Source organism: Symbiobacterium ostreiconchae (genome assembly GCF_055396975.1).
Genome location: NZ_AP042454.1, coordinates 3,218,809 through 3,238,378 on the forward strand (window position 1 = coordinate 3,218,809; position 19,570 = coordinate 3,238,378).

The 19,570-nt window shown below is 68.7% G+C and carries 14 protein-coding genes; 8 read left to right on the forward strand and 6 right to left on the reverse strand.

The features are described from left to right. Positions 1 to 545 precede the first annotated feature (545 nt). Both ACZ5UM_RS15690 and ACZ5UM_RS15695 read left to right on the forward strand, forming a co-directional pair. Positions 546 to 932, forward strand: a complete 387-nt coding sequence (locus tag ACZ5UM_RS15690; protein WP_464845224.1) for a hypothetical protein — start codon at positions 546 to 548, stop codon at positions 930 to 932. Beyond that, positions 919 to 1,221 (forward strand): hypothetical protein, encoded by a 303-nt coding sequence (locus tag ACZ5UM_RS15695; RefSeq protein ID WP_464845225.1) that lies wholly within the window; start codon positions 919 to 921, stop codon positions 1,219 to 1,221. The genes ACZ5UM_RS15690 and ACZ5UM_RS15695 overlap by 14 nt, the downstream gene beginning before the upstream one ends. Before the next feature lie 605 nt (positions 1,222 to 1,826). Here ACZ5UM_RS15695 and ACZ5UM_RS15700 read toward each other — a convergent pair. Beyond that, on the reverse strand, positions 1,827 to 2,336 hold the full coding sequence (locus tag ACZ5UM_RS15700) for a DinB family protein (protein ID WP_464845226.1): 510 nt from the start codon (positions 2,334 to 2,336) through the stop codon (positions 1,827 to 1,829). A 1,163-nt stretch (positions 2,337 to 3,499) separates the two neighbouring features. Between ACZ5UM_RS15700 and ACZ5UM_RS15705 the strand changes: the two genes are divergently transcribed. Genes ACZ5UM_RS15705 through gltA form a run of 5 tightly spaced genes read left to right on the forward strand, consistent with a single transcriptional unit; the run spans position 3,500 to position 9,296 of the window. Beyond that, the gene (locus tag ACZ5UM_RS15705; RefSeq protein ID WP_464845227.1) at positions 3,500 to 4,519 is read left to right on the forward strand and encodes a 2-oxoacid:acceptor oxidoreductase family protein; all 1,020 of its coding nucleotides are present in this window, start codon (positions 3,500 to 3,502) and stop codon (positions 4,517 to 4,519) included. A gap of 6 nt (positions 4,520 to 4,525) precedes the next feature. Continuing rightward, on the forward strand, positions 4,526 to 6,874 hold the full coding sequence (locus tag ACZ5UM_RS15710; protein WP_464845228.1) for a thiamine pyrophosphate-dependent enzyme: 2,349 nt from the start codon (positions 4,526 to 4,528) through the stop codon (positions 6,872 to 6,874). 15 nt (positions 6,875 to 6,889) lie between these two features. Further along, complete coding sequence (locus ACZ5UM_RS15715; RefSeq protein ID WP_464845229.1) at positions 6,890 to 7,747, forward strand: sulfide/dihydroorotate dehydrogenase-like FAD/NAD-binding protein; 858 nt, start codon at positions 6,890 to 6,892, stop codon at positions 7,745 to 7,747. A gap of 5 nt (positions 7,748 to 7,752) precedes the next feature. After that, positions 7,753 to 7,887, forward strand: coding sequence for a hypothetical protein (locus ACZ5UM_RS15720; protein ID WP_464845230.1), 135 nt, complete (start codon positions 7,753 to 7,755; stop codon positions 7,885 to 7,887). Then, positions 7,878 to 9,296: an NADPH-dependent glutamate synthase gene (gltA, locus tag ACZ5UM_RS15725; protein WP_464845231.1), complete on the forward strand. Its 1,419-nt coding sequence runs from the start codon at positions 7,878 to 7,880 to the stop codon at positions 9,294 to 9,296. Before ACZ5UM_RS15720 ends, gltA begins: the two co-directional genes overlap by 10 nt. 467 nt (positions 9,297 to 9,763) lie before the next feature. Here the strand turns inward: gltA and ACZ5UM_RS15730 are convergent, their stop codons facing one another. From ACZ5UM_RS15730 to ACZ5UM_RS15750, 5 genes are all read right to left on the reverse strand, one after another. Further along, complete coding sequence (locus ACZ5UM_RS15730) at positions 9,764 to 10,843, reverse strand: hypothetical protein (RefSeq protein WP_464845232.1); 1,080 nt, start codon at positions 10,841 to 10,843, stop codon at positions 9,764 to 9,766. 1,884 nt (positions 10,844 to 12,727) lie between these two features. After that, a complete protein-coding gene (locus ACZ5UM_RS15735) occupies positions 12,728 to 12,964 on the reverse strand; it encodes a hypothetical protein (RefSeq protein WP_464845233.1) in 237 nt (78 codons plus the stop codon). Positions 12,965 to 12,967: 3 nt separating this feature from the next. After that, entirely contained in the window at positions 12,968 to 14,365 is a 1,398-nt protein-coding gene (locus ACZ5UM_RS15740) for a sigma-54-dependent transcriptional regulator (RefSeq protein ID WP_464845234.1), read from the reverse strand. Between the two features lie 3 nt (positions 14,366 to 14,368). Beyond that, positions 14,369 to 16,468, reverse strand: coding sequence for an ATP-binding protein (locus ACZ5UM_RS15745; RefSeq protein WP_464845235.1), 2,100 nt, complete (start codon positions 16,466 to 16,468; stop codon positions 14,369 to 14,371). After that, on the reverse strand, positions 16,465 to 17,685 hold the full coding sequence (locus ACZ5UM_RS15750; RefSeq protein ID WP_464845236.1) for an ABC transporter substrate-binding protein: 1,221 nt from the start codon (positions 17,683 to 17,685) through the stop codon (positions 16,465 to 16,467). The genes ACZ5UM_RS15745 and ACZ5UM_RS15750 overlap by 4 nt, the downstream gene beginning before the upstream one ends. Before the next feature lie 909 nt (positions 17,686 to 18,594). Between ACZ5UM_RS15750 and ACZ5UM_RS15755 the strand changes: the two genes are divergently transcribed. Next, positions 18,595 to 19,527: a LiaI-LiaF-like domain-containing protein gene (locus ACZ5UM_RS15755; RefSeq protein WP_464845237.1), complete on the forward strand. Its 933-nt coding sequence runs from the start codon at positions 18,595 to 18,597 to the stop codon at positions 19,525 to 19,527. Positions 19,528 to 19,570 lie beyond the last annotated feature (43 nt).

Below are 19,570 nucleotides of genomic sequence, written 5' to 3' on the forward strand. Positions count from 1 at the left end.
CCGCAGGTAGGGTGCCGCGGTTCGCCCGCCCTCAATCAGATCGGGGCGCTGACCCGCACCACGGGCCGTGCGCCTCTCCGCAGGCGGGTGCCGGCGCTCGCCTGCACATTGGGCTGTGTCCATCCTCCGCAGGCGGGTGTAGCCGCCTGCCCGCCCCTCGGGCGCGTACCGTTCTTGCGCAGCCGCATGCCGACGACAGCCCGTGCGTTGCGCCGCGTCGCCTCTCCGCAGCCGGGTGCTGACAACCTGAATGGGACAAATCCGGGCAGGCATAAACCTCCGGGGGAGGTGGTGCGCCCGTGTTTTTCCACGACCCCCGGGTTACCAGCGTTGCTGGCGTTCCCGGCAGACCTCCCCGGGTAAGGACGCTGACCTTCGCCCCGCACCCGCCCCATCTACTGCACCGCCCTTTGGCAGCCTCGGGTTTTGCTGTGGTTCGCCAGCTCACCCAGGCGGCACAGCCTCGTATGAGGTTCGTGTTCCTCGGGTCGTGGCTTTGCCTCCGGCTTCCTCCAGATTCCGCCTCGCGACGGACACCCTTGCCTTTGGCTAGCGGGCTCGTGCTGCCTCGCCCGCAGCGGACTCTCACCGCCAAGTCAGCGCCCATGCTGGGCGCACGAAACAGCGCAGTCGACTTCGCCACCTGCGAGGCGCCGCCGGACGGCTGGGGCCAGAACCGCCCCGACCACTGGGCAAGCCTCGCCAAGTACACGGTTGAGTGGTCGGGCGACGTGGTGCTGCGCGCTGGCACTTACACCTTCGGGGCCGATATCCAGTCTGGCGAGAGCGCCCAGCTTCAGCTGAACGACCATCAAGTCCTCAGCTCAGCCGGGCCCGTCACGTACAAGCTGGAGCACCAGCCTTACCGACTGCTGGCCCGGTACACCGCGACGCCAGCACGTACAGCCCATTTCCTGGATGCGGGAGGGTAACCCCGAGCAGACCTGCCCCGCCGGCGACTTCACCATCCGCTACTACCCCAACGGAGACCTGACCGGCTACCCGGAGTACGGGTGCCAGCCGCTGTCGCTCCCCGCCCTGGAAGACGGGGGCCCCTTCTTCGCCGGCGAGCCCCGGTCGATGTCCTGGGAGGGCCAGATCTCCTTCACGCCCAACACGTATGAGTTCCAAGCGCTCGACAGCGGGATGCGAGTGACCCTGCAGAAGGCCGGCGTCGACCCAGAGGTCGTCCTGACGACCTCAGCGCCATCTTCGACCTGAAGCCCATCGTCCGCGATGAGTTCCGGGACAGGCCACCGCGGTACCGGATCCTCCTCTCCGGGGACGGCGAGAACTGGCAGCTGGTCTACCTGCACGACGGCCGCGGCTTCGGCCCCGAGGGCCTGACCATCGACCTGAAGGGGCGCAAGGCGAAGTACCTGAAGATCACGACCTCGGAGGTCACAGAGCTGGTCTTCATCGAGATCGAGATCTGGGGCTACCCGCCGAGGTTCTGAACGAGTGCACATGGGGCAACCAGGGGCACCCCACCCGGGGTGCCCCTGGCGTATGGCGCGACGGTGTCGTGTCTGTGTCGCCCGTGAGCCGTGCGGCACACAGCCTCCGGGCCGCCTGTGGGTCATCCTGCCCGCAGTATCGCTTCCGTCTGTGCGCCGTCGCCTGCGCAGCGGCCCTGCCGCCCACGGGTTATCCGCCACGGAGCTTCTCGCACGCCCGCGCGGTCAACCAGGCACCTTCTTTTTCGCCTGTGCGCCATCCGCCATGCTGCATCTTGGCCGCTCGTGCGTCGCCCGCCGAGCCGTGTCTCGCTGCCCGTGCCCGATCCGCCATGCAGCATCTGCCCGCCGTGGGTCTTCCATCAGTGACTACTGTTGGCGGTACACCGACCTCAGCCGCGCGATCTGCCCCTGGTGATGGCTGGAGTGACTGGCCATGTGCCAGAGCACGTACCGGAGCGTTGCGGGCTCGGGCCACCACGGAACCACCACTTGCCGCTCCGCGTCCTCCTCCTTCAGGCCCGAGACGTAGGCGCGGGCGTGGTCCATCAGCGCCCGATACTCCCCGAGCAGCCCGGTCAACGTCGCGCCGGGCGCCTCGGGAATCCTTCCGTACGCATCCTGGAAGGGGTCGCGCTCCGCCTGGTTCTCCGGAAGCTTGTCTCCCTGACCCATGATCAGATGTAGATACGTCGTGTCCACCAGAATCAGGTGCCGGAGCAGCATCGCCGTCGAGTTCCCGTCGCCAGGACCCCTGAAGTGGAACTCCTCCTCAGTCATCCCCTCCAGTCGCCTTTCCAGGCGATGGAACGCATTCTCAACCATACCGAAGGGAACCGCCAACGCCTGCGGAACTCCGGGGCTGTACACGTCTCGCATCGTCAGTCCTCCTCTCGTCGCCGGACTGTCGACCCGGGTGTCGACGCCGGGTCCGGTTTTGATTCTACCAGGAAGCGCTCCTTGTGAAGAATCCCTGGAAAATTCGCTCTACACTTCACGCGCTGGTGACCCTGCGCGCCGGTAGTCCCTGCGTCGGCAGCAGGCATCCTTACACGGTTTTCACGATACTTCGCCCAGACTCGCAACCCGAGACACGCCGCCCGCTACCCAAAACAGTAGGCCGCCGGCACCCTGAGCGCCGGAATGCCCCCACCACCCCCCTTGCTCCCTCCCTTCCCACGACCCTGAACCTCACTCGTCTTGCACGAAACGCCGCCCATACTCGCAACCCGTGTGAGACACGCCGCCCGCTCTTCGAGATAGCAGGCCCCCGCCACACTGGGCGCCGACATGCCACCACGCGACTCCCCGACTCCCTCCCGCCCGGCTACCCGGAGCCTCACTCGTCTTGCACGAAACGCCGCCCATACTCGCAACCCGTGTGAGACACGCCGCCCGCTCTTCGAGATAGCAGGCCACCGCCACCCTGAGCGCCGGAACACCACCACGCGACTCCCCGACTCCCTCCCGCCCGGCTACCCGGAGCCTCACTCGTCTTGCACGAAACGCCGCCTATACTCGCAACCCGTGTGAGACACGCCGCCCGCTCTTCGAGATAGCAGGCCACCGCCACCCTGAGCGCCGGAACACCACCACGCGACTCCCCGACTCCCTCCCGCCCGGCTACCCGGAGCCTCACTCGTCTTGCACGAAACGCCGCCCAAACTCGCAACCCGTGTGAGACACGCCGCCGCCCACTCTGGTGAACATCCCCCCGGCGACGGCGATCTGCCACAAACCGCCCACAAACTGCGCGCTTCAACCCTCACCCGCCTCCACCGCCTGCGTGTGCCGTGGACCAACCCCCAACACAAACCAGAGGCACTCCCCGCGCGGGAAGTGCCTCTGAGCTTTTTGTGCGATGAATTGTTAAAAAGTCACGGCGAATGGTTTCCCCACCACCTCCGTCATGGTGCCGAAGGCGACCGTCGGCCCGTTCGTTACACTGATCACCAGCTTCCAACATCTCATGGCGGGTAATCAGTCGGAATTGGATCGATCACCTAAAATAATCGCTGTAATCAGAGAAAGGTGGGGATCGAGTGAACGGCAGTTACGAGATTCGCCTGGAATCCATCGGCGGCCTCGGTGCCCACCTCGCCGGCCAGATCCTCGCAGAGGCTGCGGTGTTGGGCATGGGGCTGAACGGCGCCCACTTCTCCTCCTACGGCTCCGAGAAGAAGGGGACCCCCGTCAAGTCCTACGTGCGGCTGGTGCCGGGGGACCGGGAGATCCGCACCACCAGCCCCGTCCGGGAACCGGACCTGGTGGCCGTCTTCCACGAGGCGCTGCTGACCGACCCCGGTGTCACCGCCGGGCTGAAGCCGGGCGGCACGCTTATCGTCAACAGCACCGCCCCGGCGGCAGAGATCGCGGCGCGGGTGCCCGTCGGGGGGATCCGGGTCATCAGCGTCGACGCCACCGGCGCAGCCGTGGCCGAGAAGACGCGCGTCAACACCGCCATGCTCGGGGCGATCTCCCGGGCGGCGGCGGTCATCGACCCGGACGCGGTGCGGCAGGCGATCCGCAACACCTTTGAGCGCAAGTACCCCCACCTGGTGGAAGCCAATCTGCGGACCTTCGACCGCTGTTTCCACCAGTTCGACGTGTGCCTGTCGCCGGAGCAGACCGGGGCCGTCACCCGGCCTGCTACCGGGCCCGCAGTCGGGTACCTCACCGCGCCGGTCGGAGGCATCCTGCCCACGGCGGGCAACACCATCGCCAGGAACATGGGCATCTCCCGGCAGGGCTACCTCCCCGTGTTCCACCGGGAGCTGTGCGCCGACTGCGGCGTCTGCGACCTGGTCTGCCCCGACTTCTGCCTGGTCTGGGAGCCCACCGGGCGTACCATCAACGGCTATCCCGGCGTGCGGCTGATCGGCATCGACTACCAGTACTGCAAGGGCTGCCTCCACTGCGTCCAGGAGTGCCCCACGGGGGCGCTCACCAAGGAGCGGGAGAGCGGCGACATCGCCGAGCGGCTGCGGGTTCCGCTGTTCGGACCCCGGCTCGTGGCAGCGGCGGCGGAAGGGCCCCTGGCATCAGCAGCGGAAGGGAGGTAGCGCGCCATGGCGCTTCGCGAGAAGGACGTGTACAGGCAGGATGGCGGCCCGTCCCGGCGGCCGGACGCGCGGGCGCAGGACCGGCAGGCCGGGCACGCGTCCCGGCGCCCCGCCCAGGTGGTCGGTTTCAAGTCCGGCAACGAGATGGCGGCGCTGGCGGCCTGTCAGATCAACTTCCACCTGATGGGCTACTACCCCATCACCCCCTCCACCGAGATCGCCGAACTGCTTGATGAGATGAAGGCGGAGGGGCTGCACGACATCGCAATGGTCCCGGCCGACGGCGAGCACGGCGCCGCCGGGATCTGCTACGGCGCCTCCGTGGGCGGGGGGCGGGTCTTCAACGCCACCTCTGCCAACGGCTACCTCTACGCCCTGGAGCAGATGCCGGTTCAGGCCGGCACCCGCATGCCCGCGGTGCTCGATCTGGTCACTCGCACCGTGTCGGGCCCGCTGGACATCCGCGGCGACCACTCCGACCTCTACTTCTCCCTCAACACCGGCTGGATCGTGCTGCTCGCCCGGGATCCGCAGGCCGTGTACGACATGAACATCATCGCCGTGCGGCTCTCCGAGCACCCCGACGTGCGGCTGCCGGTGATCGTCGCCTACGACGGCTTCTTCACCAGCCACCAGAAGCGGCGGGTCCGGTTCTTCGCCGACCGGGAGCCGGTGCAGGCGTTCCTGGGCGAGCGGCCGGACTTCCCGCACGCGCTGGATCCCCAGCGCCCCATCACTTTCGGCCCGTACATGAACGATCCGGACCTCATCAACAACAAGTACCAGCTGCACCTGGCGATGGAGGCCGCCCGGCGGGTGCTGCCCGCGCTCTGGGCCGAGTGGGCCGAGCTCACAGGCAGGGAGTACCGGACCGTAGACCTCTACCGGATGGAGGACGCCGAGGCGGCGCTCTTCCTGCTCAACTCCGCCGCCGAGACCGCCAAGGACGTGGCGGACCAGCTGCGGGCGGAGGGCAGAAAGGTGGGCGTGGTCAGCCTGAACGTCCTGCGCCCCTTCCCCGCCGCGGAGATCCGCCAGGCCCTGAAAAACGTCAAGGCCGTGCTGGTCGGGGACCGGGCCGACTCCTACGGATCCTACGGCGGAAACCTCACCCACGAGGTGAAGGCCGCGCTGAAGGACGACCCGGAGAACCGCACGCTGGTCCTCTCCCGGGTCTACGGACTGGGCGGCCTGGAGTTTGACGCTGCAGACGCTCGCGCCTTGTTCGAGCAGGCCCTGGAGGCCGCCGCGACCGGCCGGGTCGCCGTGCCCTTCGATTACCACGGCGCCTCCCCCGCCGGAGGCGGCCAGGGGCTGCCCCCCGGCCTGCCGCCGCTGGACCCGGACGCCCTGCGGCTCCCGCTGGTACAGGTGAAGGAGGATCCCGCCGGCGGCCCGCTGCAGGTGGAGCACGCCCCGCTCTGGGCCTTCCGCAACCGTCCGCCGCGCATCGCCCCGGGCCACGGCGCCTGCCCCGGCTGTGGCATTTTCCCGTCGCTGGACCAGTTCTTCCGGGCCCTCTCGGGCGACGTCGTGGTGCTCTTCCAGACCGGCTGCGCCATGGTGGTCACCACCGGCTACCCGTACACGGCGCACCGGGTGACGTACATCCACAACCTCTTCCAGAACGGCGCCGCCACCCTCTCCGGCCTCGTGGAGATGTTCTACGAGCGGAAGCGCCGGGGCGAGATCCAGGTGCGGGATGATTTCACCTTCGTGATGGTCACCGGCGACGGCGGCATGGACATCGGCATGGGCCCGGCCATCGGCACCGCCCTGCGCGGCCACCGGCTGATCATGCTGGAGTACGACAACGAGGGCTACATGAACACCGGCTCGCAGCTCTCCTACTCCACCCCGCTGGGCCACATGACCAGCACCAGCCACGTGGGTTCGCAGCAGGCGGGCAAGTGGTTCCACCACAAGGACACGCCGCAGATCATGGCGGCGTGCCACATCCCCTACGTCTTCACCGCGGCCCAGTCCTACCCGGAGGACCTCATCCGCAAGGCCGCCAAGGCCCAGTGGTACGCCCAGAACGTGGGGCCGGCCTACGGCAAGATCCTGATCGCCTGCCCGCTCAACTGGCGGTCAGACGAGTCGATGACCACCGAGATCCTGCAGGCGGCCGTCAACTCCTGCTTCTTCCCGCTCTACGAGATCGAGAAGGGCAAGACCCGCATCACCTACGACCCCGAGCCGCTGGGACTGCGGGTGCCGGTGCGGGAGTGGGCCGGCCTCATGGGCAAGACGAAGCACCTGCTGAAGAACCCGGAGCTCATGGCCGAGATCGAAGCGGAGGTCGACCGCCGCTGGCAGCGCCTGAAGGCGATGCACGAGCACCCGCTGCTGTAGGAGGGAGGAACCGGCATGTACCGCATCCTGAAGAAGCGCCAGCTCACCCCGGTGACGGCCCTCTACGTGATCGATGCGCCGCTGGTGGCGCGGTCCGCCCGGCCGGGGCAGTTCGTCATCCTGCGGGTCGGCGAGGGTGGAGAGCGGATCCCCGTCACCATCACTGACTACGACCCGGAAGCCGGCACCGTCACCATCGTGGTGCAGCAGGTGGGCAAGACCACCCACTGGCTCTCGCAGCACGGGGAGGGCGACGCCATCGCCGATTTCCTCGGCCCCCTGGGCACGCCGGTGGAGCTTCCTGAACGGGGCCGGGTCGCCCTGGTGGGCGGGGGTTTTGGCGCCGCGGCGATCCTCACCATCGCCAAGGCGCTGGCCCGCCGGCCGGAGGTGGCGGTGGACGCCATCGTCGGCGCCCGCACCGCCTCCCTGCTGATCCTCACCGACGAGGTCAGCGCCGTGGTCGACCGGTTCCTGCCCTGTACCGACGACGGATCCCGGGGCTACCACGGGCTGGTGACGGGCTTGCTGGAGCAGGAGATCCAGGCGGTGGGCTACGACGTGGTGATGGCCATCGGTCCCATGCCGATGATGCGGGCCGTAGCGGAGGTCACCCGGCCGCACGGCATCCGAACCTACGCATCCCTCGACCCCATCATGCTGGACGGCACCGGCATGTGCGGCGCCTGCCGGGTGCGGGTGGGCGGCCAGAACCGGTTCGCCTGCGTGGACGGCCCCTTCTTCGACGCCCATCAGGTGGACTTCGACGAGGTCACCCGCCGCAACCGGATGTACAGGCCCGAGGAGCGCCAGGCCCTGGAGCGGTGGCACCAGCGCCAGGACAGCTGCGCCACGGTCGGGAAGGAGGCGTGACGGCCATGACGCTGAGCGCGGTGAAGCAGCGCCGTCCCAACCGTGCCGGAGGGCACGCCGTCGCCAAGGCGGCGCCCAGCCTGCGCATGCTGCCGCCCCATCCCCGTTCCCCGAAGGAGGCCCGAACCCCATGGCGATGATCAGTCTGAAGAAGCAGCCCATGCCCCAGCAGGCGCCGGACGTCCGCGCCACCAACTTCGACGAAGTGCCGCTGGGCTACACCCTGGAGATGGCCGTGCACGAGGCCACCCGCTGCCTCCAGTGCCAGGACCCCCAGTGTGAGAAGGGGTGCCCGGTCTCGGTCCCGATTCGGGACTTCATCGGTCTGCTGGCCCAGGGGCGGATGGAGGAATCCATCCGGACCATGAAGGCGGTGAACCGGCTGCCGGCGATCTGCGGCCGGGTCTGCCCGCAGGAGGAACAGTGCGAGGCCCGCTGCGTGCTGAACCGCAGCGGCCGGCAGCCCGTCGCCATCGGCCGGCTGGAGCGGTTCATCGCGGACTGGGAGCGGCAGCACGGCTGGGTGGCGTCCGCTTCGCCCGAGCGGCGCCCCGAGAAGGTGGCGGTGATCGGGGCCGGGCCCGCCGGGCTCACCTGCGCAGGCGACCTGGCGGCGCTGGGTTATCAGGTGACGGTCTTCGAGGCGCTGCACGCTCCCGGCGGCGTGCTGATGTACGGCATCCCCGAGTTCCGGCTGCCCAAGGAGATCGTCGAGGCCGACGTGGCCCGGCTGGAGGCGATGGGTGTCGAGTTCCGGTACAACGTGGTGGTGGGCCGCACGATCACGGTGGACGCCCTCCTGGACGAGATGGGCTACGACGCCGTCTTCATCGGCACCGGCGCCGGCCTGCCCAGGTTCATGGGCATCCCGGGCGAGAACCTGGCCGGGGTCTACTCGGCCAACGAGTTCCTCACCCGGATCAACCTCATGCGGGCCTACCGCTTCCCCGAGTACGACACGCCGATCAAGGTGGGCAAGCGCGTTGCGGTGATCGGCGCCGGCAACACCGCCATGGACGCCGTCCGCACCGCCCTGCGGGTCGGCGCTGAGAAAGCCATGATCGTCTACCGTCGCACGGAGGCGGAAATGACCGCCCGGGCCGAGGAGTACGAGCACGCCCTGGAGGAAGGGGTCGAGTTCTACTGGCTGACCAACCCCGTGCGGGTGCTCGGAAACCCGGAGGGCTGGGTGAAGGGGCTGGAGTGCGTCCGGATGGAGCTGGGCGACCCCGATGAGTCCGGCCGTCGCAGCCCCGTGCCCGTGGCCGGGTCCGAGTTCGTCCTGCCCTGCGACACGGTCATCCTGGCCCTCGGCACGACGCCGAACCCGATCCTCATCAACACCACCCCGGGCCTGGATACCAACCGCTGGGGCTGTGTGGTGGCGGATCCGGAGACGGGCGCGACATCCCGCCCCGGCGTCTTCGCCGGCGGCGACGTGGTCACCGGCGCGGCGACGGTCATCCTGGCGATGGGCGCCGGGCAGAAGGCCGCGCGTGCGATCCACCGGTACCTGGAGGAGAAGCGCCAGGCCGCAGCGGCGGACTGAGACGATACGGAAAGCGCCAGATCGGGCCTCCGGTCGCACGGACCGGGGGCCTGACGGTTTCGGCGCAGCTAGGTAGAATGGTGGGTGGGCGGATCGGCCTGGGCACCTGATGTACCGTGCTCCCGTGCCCCGCGAACTACGCCTCACTGCCCTGGATCCGCGATACGGCGCATCCCCGGTGGTGCGTCCGGATTCGCCATGCGGTGGTATCTCTTGTGGGGGAGTCCGGATTTACCGTCGGGCGCGGCGAAGCTGCGGCCGTCGTGCGGTGCACCCTCAGTGACCTCAGTGGTGAGTCCGGGGCCGCCGTCCAGCCGGCAGATGAAAGGAGCAAGTCAACATGGGTACCCGCAAGGAACCCGCCCTCACGTGCCCGGAGTGCGGCGCGCCCGCGGTGGACGGAATGAGCTGCTTCGAGCAACTCGCCTGGCTCATCGGCTGGGAACAGCACGAACCGGAGCTCCGCGCTACACCACCATCTGCTCCTCTCGCAGGACCTTGAACCGGTACTGATCGGCATAGCGACGGAGGGCCTGGTAGACGTAGCGCTTCTCATCCGGCACCGGACGGGTGGGCACACCCAGTTCAGCGAGGACCTGATCGATGTGTTCAAAACTGAGGTTGAGCGCGTGGATCTCGACCAGCTTGAAGCCGGCCTGTACGCTGAGGGTGCGCTTCAGCTGGTCCCGCTCTTGTTGGAGCCTCAGCTGATCCTCGCTGGGGAAGACCGACGTGACCCGGTAGTGCTGGGGACCCTGAAACTCCAGCGCTACCTTGTACTCAGGGAGGAGCACATCGTACTGCAACCGTCCTCCCGTTCTGCGGTTCTCCAGCCAGTTCAGCTCACCATTCTCCACCACGTAAGTATCGGTACGGAGTTCCACCTTGCGCGCCATCAGGAACTGGCCAAAGGAGTACCCCGCCTTCCGCTCAACCCGGGACTTGTCCTTTTCAAACAGAGCCAGTTCTTCCTGCCGTCTCGCCTCGGCGGGATTGGCGGCAACGAACGAAAAGTGCTTGCGCCGCGCCACGCGCTGTACCGTGCCCCCCAGGTAACCCTTTTCCTGAAGGACCCGGATGTACTTGATCAGGCTGTTGCGTGAGTACCCGGTTCGTTCCATCAATAACTGATAGGTGAACTGCTGATCGAGGTCACGAATCACTCCCCATACCCAGCGTGCAGCATGTGGCAGACTGCGATCCAGCAAGATGTCGTCCTGCAGCTTCAGCGCTGCAGAGCGAACGGGCCACAAAGGGCGCACCGCCACCGTTCGCCCTGATCGCACGTACTCCAGCCATCCTCTCTGCTTCAACGTGTCCAGGTACTTGACGAGACTCCGCTGAGACAATCCTGTGATGCCGCGCAGGTCGGCAAAAGTGAACTTGCTGCCGATGATACGAAGCATTCGGAGGAAAACCCACAGGTACCTGGCTCCCTCCGCCAGGCTGCGGTCCTTCCATAATAACTCCGGCACGTACACTTCCATCGGCGCCCGAAGTTCCAACCTTGCCTCCGCGAACTGTTCCATCACGCTGCGCGCTCTCACCACAGTGCTCTCCTCCCTCTGTAGGAGGTTCCGCACCGATCATACGTTTTCCTCCTTTTATTGGATTGCTTTCCATGTTCTCCCCCATCATGTGACTCCGGTTCGATCCGGGGCACGCTTGGTTCCGCCACGTCGCCGAAGCCTGGTTTACGCACGGATCCTCACATGACTGGTCACTTTCACGACGTACACCCGCACATCGTGAGAGTTTCGCAACCGCTCTTGCTCCTGCGTAAGCTCCCGAGCCGCCTCGGCGCTGTGCTCACCGCCGCCTTCACCCTGATCCCAGGCGCATTTCTTCTCGACCTCCACCCTGTCGCCCGGGCACGCGTGGTTCCGCCACGTCGCCGAAGGCCAGTCTGCGCACCGATCCTCACACGGCGGGCCACTTTCACCACGCGTACATGCACACCGTGGGAGTTTCGCAACCGATCTTGCTCCTGCGCAAGCTCCCGAATCGCCTCGGCGCTGTACTCACCGCCGCCTTTCCCCCGAGCCTGGCCACATTTCTGCTCGACCCCCACCCCGCCGCCCGTGCACGCGCGGTTCCGCCACGTCGCCGAAGGCCAGTCTGCGCACCGATCCTCACACGACGGGCCACTTTCACCACGCATACACGCACACCGTGGGAGTTTCACAACCGCTCTTGCTCCTGCGCAAGCTCCCGAATCGCCTCGGCGCTGTGCTCACCGCCGCCGTTACCCCGAGCCTGGCCACATTTCTGCTCGACCCTCACCCCGCGCCCCGGGCACGCGCGGTTCCTCCACGTCGCCGAAGGCCAGTCTGCGCACCGATCCTCACACGGCGGGCCACTTTCACCACGCATACACGCACACCGTGGGAGTTTCGCAACCGATCTTGCTCCTGCGCAAGCTCCCGAATCGCCTCGGCGCTGTGCTCACCGCCGCCGTTACCCCGAGCCTGGCCACATTTCTGCTCGACCCTCACCCCGCGCCCCGGGCACGCGCGGTTCCTCCACGTCGCCGAAGGCCAGTCTGCGCACCGATCCTCACACGGCGGGCCACTTTCACCACGCATACACGCACACCGTGGGAGTTTCGCAACCGATCTTGCTCCTGCGCAAGCTCCCGAATCGCCTCGGCGCTGTACTCACCGCCGCCTTTACCCCGAGCCTGGCCACATTTCTGCTCGACCCCCACCCCGCGCCCCGGGCACGCGCGGTTCCGCCACGTCGCCGAAGCCCAGTCTGCGCACCGATCCTCACATGAAGGGTCGCTTTCACGACGTACACGCGCACATCGTGGGATTATCGCAGCAGAAGCAGTTGAGGCGCTGGTGAGCACACCACCTCAGGGATCTGTCACCAGCGCCCGCACTCCGAACCTGCGGCACCTCGTTACACCTGCGCCTCCGATCCCGTACCTGGCCGGCTTGCCGCGAGATTCCCAGCTCAACCCCCGCGCCGAACCTCACACCATTTTCCGCATGCGCCCGGCCCACGCGCAGTCTGTGGGAGTCTCACCGCAGCGTCAGGTGCGCCGCAGGTGACCTGGCTGTCTGCTCACATATCCTCGCACCCCGTGTTCGGCCTGGACGGCGGGCGGCGGCTCGCCTTCGCCATCCACGTCCGGGTCAAGGTTGGCTTCTTCGACTCGCCTGATACTGCCCACGCGCTGCGCCTCACGGGTTTCGTCACCCGGCGTTGCACAGATTTGAACAGCCTGGGAGGCTCACCCAACCGCAGCCATGCTCAACCCCCGCCCCTCGTGCCCTCAAGCCCCTCAAACCCCGTCCCGGTCGCCCTGAGCCCTCCCCCGGCCGTCCAGCCTCACCCACCTTGCAGCATTGCACCAGGATTGCGCGCATACCGTGGGCAAGACCCCCGGCAGATGATCATCCCAGATAAGGAAAGCCGCCGCCAGGTCACCCCTGGCGGCGGTCTCGCTCCGCCTCCAACCCAACCCTGCGCTCGTACGCCCGGACCAGCCGCCAAAACAGGTAGACGGCCGCCACCAGCGCGCCCCGGGTCACCATCCAGTCGACCACCCGCAGCCCCACCAGACTGGCCAGCGGCGCCCGCTCCAGCATCATCCCCACACTCAGGAGCAGAACGATGAGCACCACGTACGTCAGCGGCCGCTCCCACAAGCGCCCCGCCACCCCCTACTCCCCCGGCCGGAGGCCGTAGCTCTCGATCTTCCGGTACAGCGTGCGGACGCTCACCCCGAGCAACTGGGCCGCCTGGGCCCGGTTCCAGCCCGTCCGCTCCAGGGCCCGGGCAATATGTGCCCGCTCCATCTCCTCCAACGTCGGAAACGCTTCGTCGTCGGCGCCATCCACATCGCTCCAGCGCGCCGACGCCGCCGGCCCGCTGTCGCTCTGCGCAGAGGCTGCCGTGGACGCAGACCTTGTCCCCAACCCCAGGTCCTCCGGTGCGATGAACCGGTCTGGACTCATGATCACGCCGCGCTGCACCAAGTTGAACAATTCTCGCACATTCCCCCGAAACTCGTGCTGCATAAGCATCTCCAACGCCTCAGGCACGATCTCCTTCTCCGAGCCCAGGCGCGCCAGGAAGTGCTCCACCAGCAGCGGGATGTCCTCCCGCCGGTCCCGCAGAGGCGGCACGTGCAGCGTGACCACGTTCAGCCGGTAGTACAGGTCCTCCCGGAACCGACCCGCCTGCACCTCATCGAGCAGGCGGCGGTTGGTGGCGGCGACGATGCGGACGTCTACCCGGCGGATGCGCGTCTCTCCCACCCGCCGGAGTTCGTGGCTCTCCAGGAAGCGCAGCAGCTTCGCCTGCACCTCCAGGGGCATCTCGCCGATCTCGTCCAGAAAAAGTGTGCCCCCCTCGGCCAGCTCCACCAGGCCGGGCTTCGCCGCCACTGCTCCGGTGAACGCGCCGCGCGCGTGACCGAACAGCTCGCTCTCCAGCAACTGCGCAGGCAGCGCCCCAGCGTTAACGGGAATGAACGGCCCCGCGGCACGAGGGCTCCACACGTGGACGGCCCGGGCGATCAGCTCCTTGCCCGTGCCGCTTTCGCCTTCGATCAGCACGGGCATGGATCCCTGGGCGACTCGCCGGGTGAGATCCAGCAGCCGGCGGATCGGCTCGCTGCGCCCCACGATCTCGAGCCCGTCGCCCAGGCGGCGCAGCGCCTCCCGCAGGCCTCGGTTCTCCACCTCCAGGGCACGCCGCTCCAGCGCCCGCTCCAGGATGGCCTCCAGCTCAGCGAGGTTGCACGGCTTGGTCAGGTAATCGTACGCCCCGGCCCGAATGGCCTCCACAGCCGTCTCGATTGAACCGTGTCCGGTAAGGATCAGCACGGGGAGGGAGGGCTGGATCTCCCGTGCCCGCCGGAGCGTCGCGATCCCGTCGAGCCCGGGCATCTTCATATCAAAAATCGCGGCGTCGAACTCCTCCTCCGCCAGGGCCGCCAGGGCCTCGGTCCCGGACCCAACCGCCTTCACCAAGTAACCCTTTCGGCGCAGGCGCCGCTCCAGGAGATCACGAAACGAGGCCTCGTCGTCCGCGATCAGCAGGGCATAGCTCCGCATGCGTCACTCCCCCTCCCAGATCGGCAGTTCGAACCAGACGGTGGTGCCCGCCCCCGGCAGGCTTTCCAGCCAGAACCGCCCGCCCAGGCCCGTAACGATGCCGTAGCACGTCGAGAGCCCGAGGCCCGTTCCCCGCCCGGGGGGCTTGGTGGTGAAGAAGGGCTCCATGGCCCGGGTCAGGGTATCCTCGTCCATCCCGGGGCCGTCGTCGTGCACGGCGACCCGCACCGCCCCCTCCCCGGTGCCGACCACCGCTTCGGCGGTGATCCGCACGACGCTCCCGCCGCCCTCCTCGATGGCGTCCAGGGCGTTGGTGACCAGGTTGAGGAACACCTGCTGCAGCTGATCGCGGGAGGCCCGCACGGCGGGCAGCGCGTCGGAAGCCTTCACCTCCACCGCGACGCCAATCCGCCGGGCACGGGGATGGACGAGGGCTGCGGTCGCCCGGGCCACGGCGGCCACATCCACGGGTTCAGGTTCGCCGGACCCGCGGCGCGCAAAGTCCAGCAAGTTGCCGGTGATGCTCTTGCACCGCTGTACCTGCACCTGAAGCTGGGCCAGGTAGGCCCCAAGCTCGCCCCCCTGCTCCAGGGCCGCCGCCCCCTCTTCCCGGAGGCGGTCGCTCAGGTCCTCGGCATACGCCGAGATCACGGCGAGCGGGTTGTTGATCTCGTGGGCGACGCCCGCCGCCAGCTGGCCCACCGCGGCCAGCTTCTCGGACTGGCGCACCATCTGCTCCATCGCCCGCCGTTCGGTGACGTCCTCGATCACCTCGAGCCGGGCAGGGTCGTCGGGACCCGCACCGGCGATCTGGTGCGTTTGATAGCGCAGCACCCGCTCCCGCCCCGCGATCCGAACCCGGTACTCGCCGTCCGGGGCACAGCCGGCGCCATCGCAGGCACGTCCCAGCACGCCCCTGCAAGGGCCGCCCACGCAGGCGTCCGGAAACCACTCCAGCAGGTGCCGGTTGGCCCAGAGTATTTGTCCCCGGGCATCGATCAGGGCCAGGCCCGCGCCCATGGCGGAGACCGCAGTGTCCAGCAGATCCCGCTCGGCGCGCAGGTTGGCGTCCTGAATCCTGAGCTTCTCCGTCATCTGATTGAAAGCCCGGACCAGGCGTCCCAGCTCGTCACGGCCGCCCTCGGGGATGCGCACCGTCAGGTCGCCGGATCCTACACACATGGCCCCGGCCTCCAGCCGCTCCAGCGGGACGGTGAGCTGGAGCCCGAACACGATGGAGAGTCCGACCACGACGGACATCAGGAGGAGCGCGCCCGCGGCAAACTCCCAGGCGAGCCACCGCACGGGGGCCATCGCATCGGTTACGGTGGTCTCCGCAAGCACCCGCCACTTCAGGCCCGGCACCTCAGCCACATGGCCGAAGGCGTCGTCGCCGGTCAGCGAGCGGTAGGGAAGGCCGGAGTCCCCCGTGTCCTCCCAGCGGTAGCCGGCCAGCACCAGGCTGAAGTCCGAGTCGCCGATGAGGCGGCCGGTGTCGTCAAAGACGTGGGTCCGCACGGCGCCCGCCGCCTGGACCGCCGCCAGGCTGTCGATCAGCCCCCGCAGGGTCGGGCGCGCGATGAGGGCGCCGGTTCCGCCGGGGAGCGGTACGCCGACCGTAAAGAGCGGCCTGCCGTAGTCGTCGAACGTGACCGGCCCCACAGTGGACTCCCCTGACGTGATGGCGTCCCAGTAGGGCGCATCGGCGTGCCGGGCCGGAGGCTGACCGGCCACGACCTCGCGCCGGGATGCCCGGGCCACCTCCACACCGCCGGCGTCCACCAGCGAGACCTCTTCGAGATACGGCGTGTCCCGGAGCAGCGTGTAGAGCACTCGCTTCTGTTCAGACGCCGGCGCCCAGACCAGCTGGCCGCCGTCCAGGCGGGCCAGCAACTCCAGCTGGGTCGTAATCCCATCGACGAACCGGGCCAGCTCCTCGGCGACGGTCTCCGCGGCCGCCCGGTTCTGCGCCTGCACCACCTCCACCTGGGCGCTGCGCGCCGCCGCCAGACCGTACCACCCGTAGATCGAGACGGGGAGGACCGACATGGCGATGCCGAAGGCCAGCACCTTCAGCCGCAGGTGCCCGAACCACCGGGTCATCGCCGCACCCCCTCCCTCTCTCCCGCCGCGCGGCTGTCTCCGGCCGGCACAGCCGGTGCGACGCCGTTCGCCGCGGGCACATCCGGCGCAGCACCGTTCCCCGCGGGTACACCCGGTGCAGCACCGGTCCCCGCAGGTACACCCGGCGCAGCACCGTTCCCCGCGGGTACACCCGGCGCAGGACTGTCTCCGGCCGGTCCGGCCGGCAGCGCGCCGGAGCCGGGGGCGCCCCGCACGTGGGCGAAGGCCAGTCCCTCCGGCCTCAGCGTCAGGCCCAGCCGGTTCGCCACGTCGATGTTGACCACCAGCTCGGGGTTGTCGATGGACTCGATGGGCAGGGTGGCCGGACTCACCCCGGCCAGCACCTTGGCCACGAAACGTGCCGCCTGCTTTCCCTGGGCCCGGTTGGAGTTTCCGTACGCGGCCATCAGCCCGGCTTCCCCGCCGAGGTCAAGCGCGCCCATGACGGGCAGCCCCAGCCGCTCCAGCTCGGCGGTGATCTCGCCCGCGCCCGACTCCAGCACGAATGCGGGAAGGAAGAGTGCGGCATCGTACTCGCCGGGGCGGACGCGGCTCAGTCCCTGCAGCGCGCCATCCAGACTGCGGGCCTCCACGGTGCCCAGCGACACGCCCAGCCGGGAGGCGGCGTCCTCCACCACCTCCAGGGCGTGGATGCCCGGGACCACCTGCGGATCGTACAGCACCAGGACGCGCCGCACATCGGGCAGCAGCAGGGTCAGCAACTCCAGCCGCTTGCCCGCCAGTTCGGCGTGCTGGTTGTCGAGCCCCGTCATCAGGCCGCCGGGGCGAGCGTAGGAGTCAATCCAGCCCCACCGCACGGGCGAGGCGACCCCGGCCATCACCACCGGAATCCCCGGGTTGTCGCTCTTATGAAGAGTATCGGCCTCGATGCCGCCGCCGGCGACCAGCACGTCCGGACGGGCGGCGATGGCCTCGGCGGCCAGGACAGGCAGCCGCGTGCGGTCTCCTCCGGCGGAGTAAACGGTGATGGAGACCCGCTCCGGCGGATAGCCCAGCTCGGCCAGACCCTCCCTGAGCCCTTCCACCTTCTCCATGCGCACATCGTCCGCAAGGAGGACCGCGATGGCGGCAGGTCCAGGCTCCCGGCCAGCGCACCCCGCGAACAGCGCCGGGAGCAGGAACACGGTGAGCAGGGCGCACCCGAGGGCTGCCCGCCTGCGAAGCCAAGGGCCCACAGATACCCCTCCCTTCGTACCCAGTCTACCCTCTGACCGGGCCCGCGCCTATGACACGAAGGCACCCCTCTTGCTCCGGTGTCCGGCCGATTTTGACGGGTGTGAAGGGAGGGCCGACGAGACCGGCGTCCAATCCTGTAGATGAGATTGAAAGCTGGGGGAGAGGTGACCATGGACCAGCGTGACCAGCGCCCGGAGCTGGACCGCAAGCCGCACGCCACGCCGGAACCGACGACCCCGCCTTCGCCCGTCGCGCCGGTGCCGGCCTACCGGCCCCCGCGCACAACGCCCTTCCGCACGTCGGCGGTCGGGGAAGGTGAGCAGCCGGACCCGACCGTCATCCATAGAGAAGCCCACCGCCGATCCGTGACCCGGAGGCCGGGCGGTGGCCAGCCGGAGTCCGGTGCCGCGCCCGGTGACGGGCCGGAGACTCTGAGCGCGTCTGCGGGACGTCCAGGGGCCGGGTCACCGTTGGACAGACGGCCTGCGACCAGGACCGAGGCCGGCAGGACCGCATCAACCGGTCGGCCGGAGGGCACGGCCGGTTTCGGCGATTCATCGGATGGGAGGGCCAAGGTCAGCGGCCCCGCGCCTGGCGCGAACGCATTCGCCCGCCAGGCAGACGGCACGGACTCGTCAGGCCGGCAGGTCGGTGGGGGAAGCGCATTCGACCGCCCGGCGGAGGGCAGGAACTCGCCCGACCACCAGCCCGTCGGCGGGAGCGCATTCGACCGCCAGGCGGATGACAGGACCTCGTTCAGCAGCCATACCGACGGCGGGAGGTCGTTCGGCGGCCGGCCGGAGGGCGGGGGCACATCCGGCGTTCCCCCGTACGGCCCGGGCGGCGGAGAAGGCTCAGACCCCCCGGGGGACAGCGACGGGGCCGGCAACCGGCCGCCGCACGGGTCAATGTACAACCCGCCCCCGCCTCCCCCGCCGCGGAGGAAGCAGCGCTCCATCGTCGGGCCGCTCATCCTCATCTTCCTGGGCCTCTTCTTCCTGGGCCAGAGCTTCGGCTGGATCCAGTGGTCCCTGTGGGAGGTCATCTGGCGGCTCTGGCCGGTGTGGCTCATCGCGGCAGGGCTCGACATGCTCTTCGGCCAGCGGGGCGGATGGGGCAGGATAGTCGCGGTCATCGTGGCCCTGGCGCTGGTCGCCGGCATCTTGCTGGGCACACAGCCCCTGCACGTCGCCCCGCAGCCCGGGCAGCCCATCACCATCGCCCAGCCGCTGGAGGACATCTCCTCGGCCGAGATCCGGATCGACGCTTCGCTGTCGATGCTGACGATCCGCGGCGAACCGCTGTCGGATTCCCTCATCCAGGGATCGGTGGTGCCGCTGCCCGGTGAGAACATCCGTTGGGGATACAGCGTCAGAGGCGGCGAGGGCGTCTTCCGCCTGTACTCCGAGATGACGAGACAGATCCGATCACAGGGTACCACCCAGGCCCGGTGGGACCTGGTGCTCACAGACCGGCTCCCGATCCGCCTGGACCTCAATGCCGGCGTGGGGGAGAGCGACCTCGACCTGTCCCGGCTGGTCGTGCCGGAGCTGAACGTGGATGCCGGAGTTGGCCAGGTGTCGATCACGCTGCCCGGGCAGGGGGCCGTCACGGGCCGGATTGACGCCGGTGTCGGCGAGGTCGTCCTGCGGGTGCCGGCAGGGCGGCCGGCACGCATCCGGATCGAGACCGGTCTCGGCGGCGCCTCCGCCGACGACGGCTTCGTGAAGCAGAACGGATACTACGTGACGCCTGCGTACCAGGACGGGGTCGACGCGATCGACCTGGTGGTCTCCGGCGGCGTGGGCGCCGTTCGCCTCGTCACGTACGGCGGATCCTGACAGGGAAGGACCCCGCCCCTCGCAAGGGGGCGGGGTCCGTCTG

Excerpts from the sequence above, each read along its gene's own strand:
- ACZ5UM_RS15745 (WP_464845235.1), bottom strand. The coding sequence starts at position 16,468 with ATGACCCGGTGGTTCGGGCACCTGCGGCTGAAGGTGCTGGCCTTCGGC.
- ACZ5UM_RS15710 (WP_464845228.1), top strand. The coding sequence starts at position 4,526 with ATGGCGCTTCGCGAGAAGGACGTGTACAGGCAGGATGGCGGCCCGTCC.
- ACZ5UM_RS15695 (WP_464845225.1), top strand. The coding sequence starts at position 919 with ATGCGGGAGGGTAACCCCGAGCAGACCTGCCCCGCCGGCGACTTCACC.
- ACZ5UM_RS15740 (WP_464845234.1), bottom strand. The coding sequence starts at position 14,365 with ATGCGGAGCTATGCCCTGCTGATCGCGGACGACGAGGCCTCGTTTCGT.
- gltA (WP_464845231.1), top strand. The coding sequence starts at position 7,878 with ATGGCGATGATCAGTCTGAAGAAGCAGCCCATGCCCCAGCAGGCGCCG.
- ACZ5UM_RS15755 (WP_464845237.1), top strand. The coding sequence starts at position 18,595 with ATGTACAACCCGCCCCCGCCTCCCCCGCCGCGGAGGAAGCAGCGCTCC.
- ACZ5UM_RS15715 (WP_464845229.1), top strand. The coding sequence starts at position 6,890 with ATGTACCGCATCCTGAAGAAGCGCCAGCTCACCCCGGTGACGGCCCTC.
- ACZ5UM_RS15720 (WP_464845230.1), top strand. The coding sequence starts at position 7,753 with ATGACGCTGAGCGCGGTGAAGCAGCGCCGTCCCAACCGTGCCGGAGGG.
- ACZ5UM_RS15700 (WP_464845226.1), bottom strand. The coding sequence starts at position 2,336 with ATGCGAGACGTGTACAGCCCCGGAGTTCCGCAGGCGTTGGCGGTTCCC.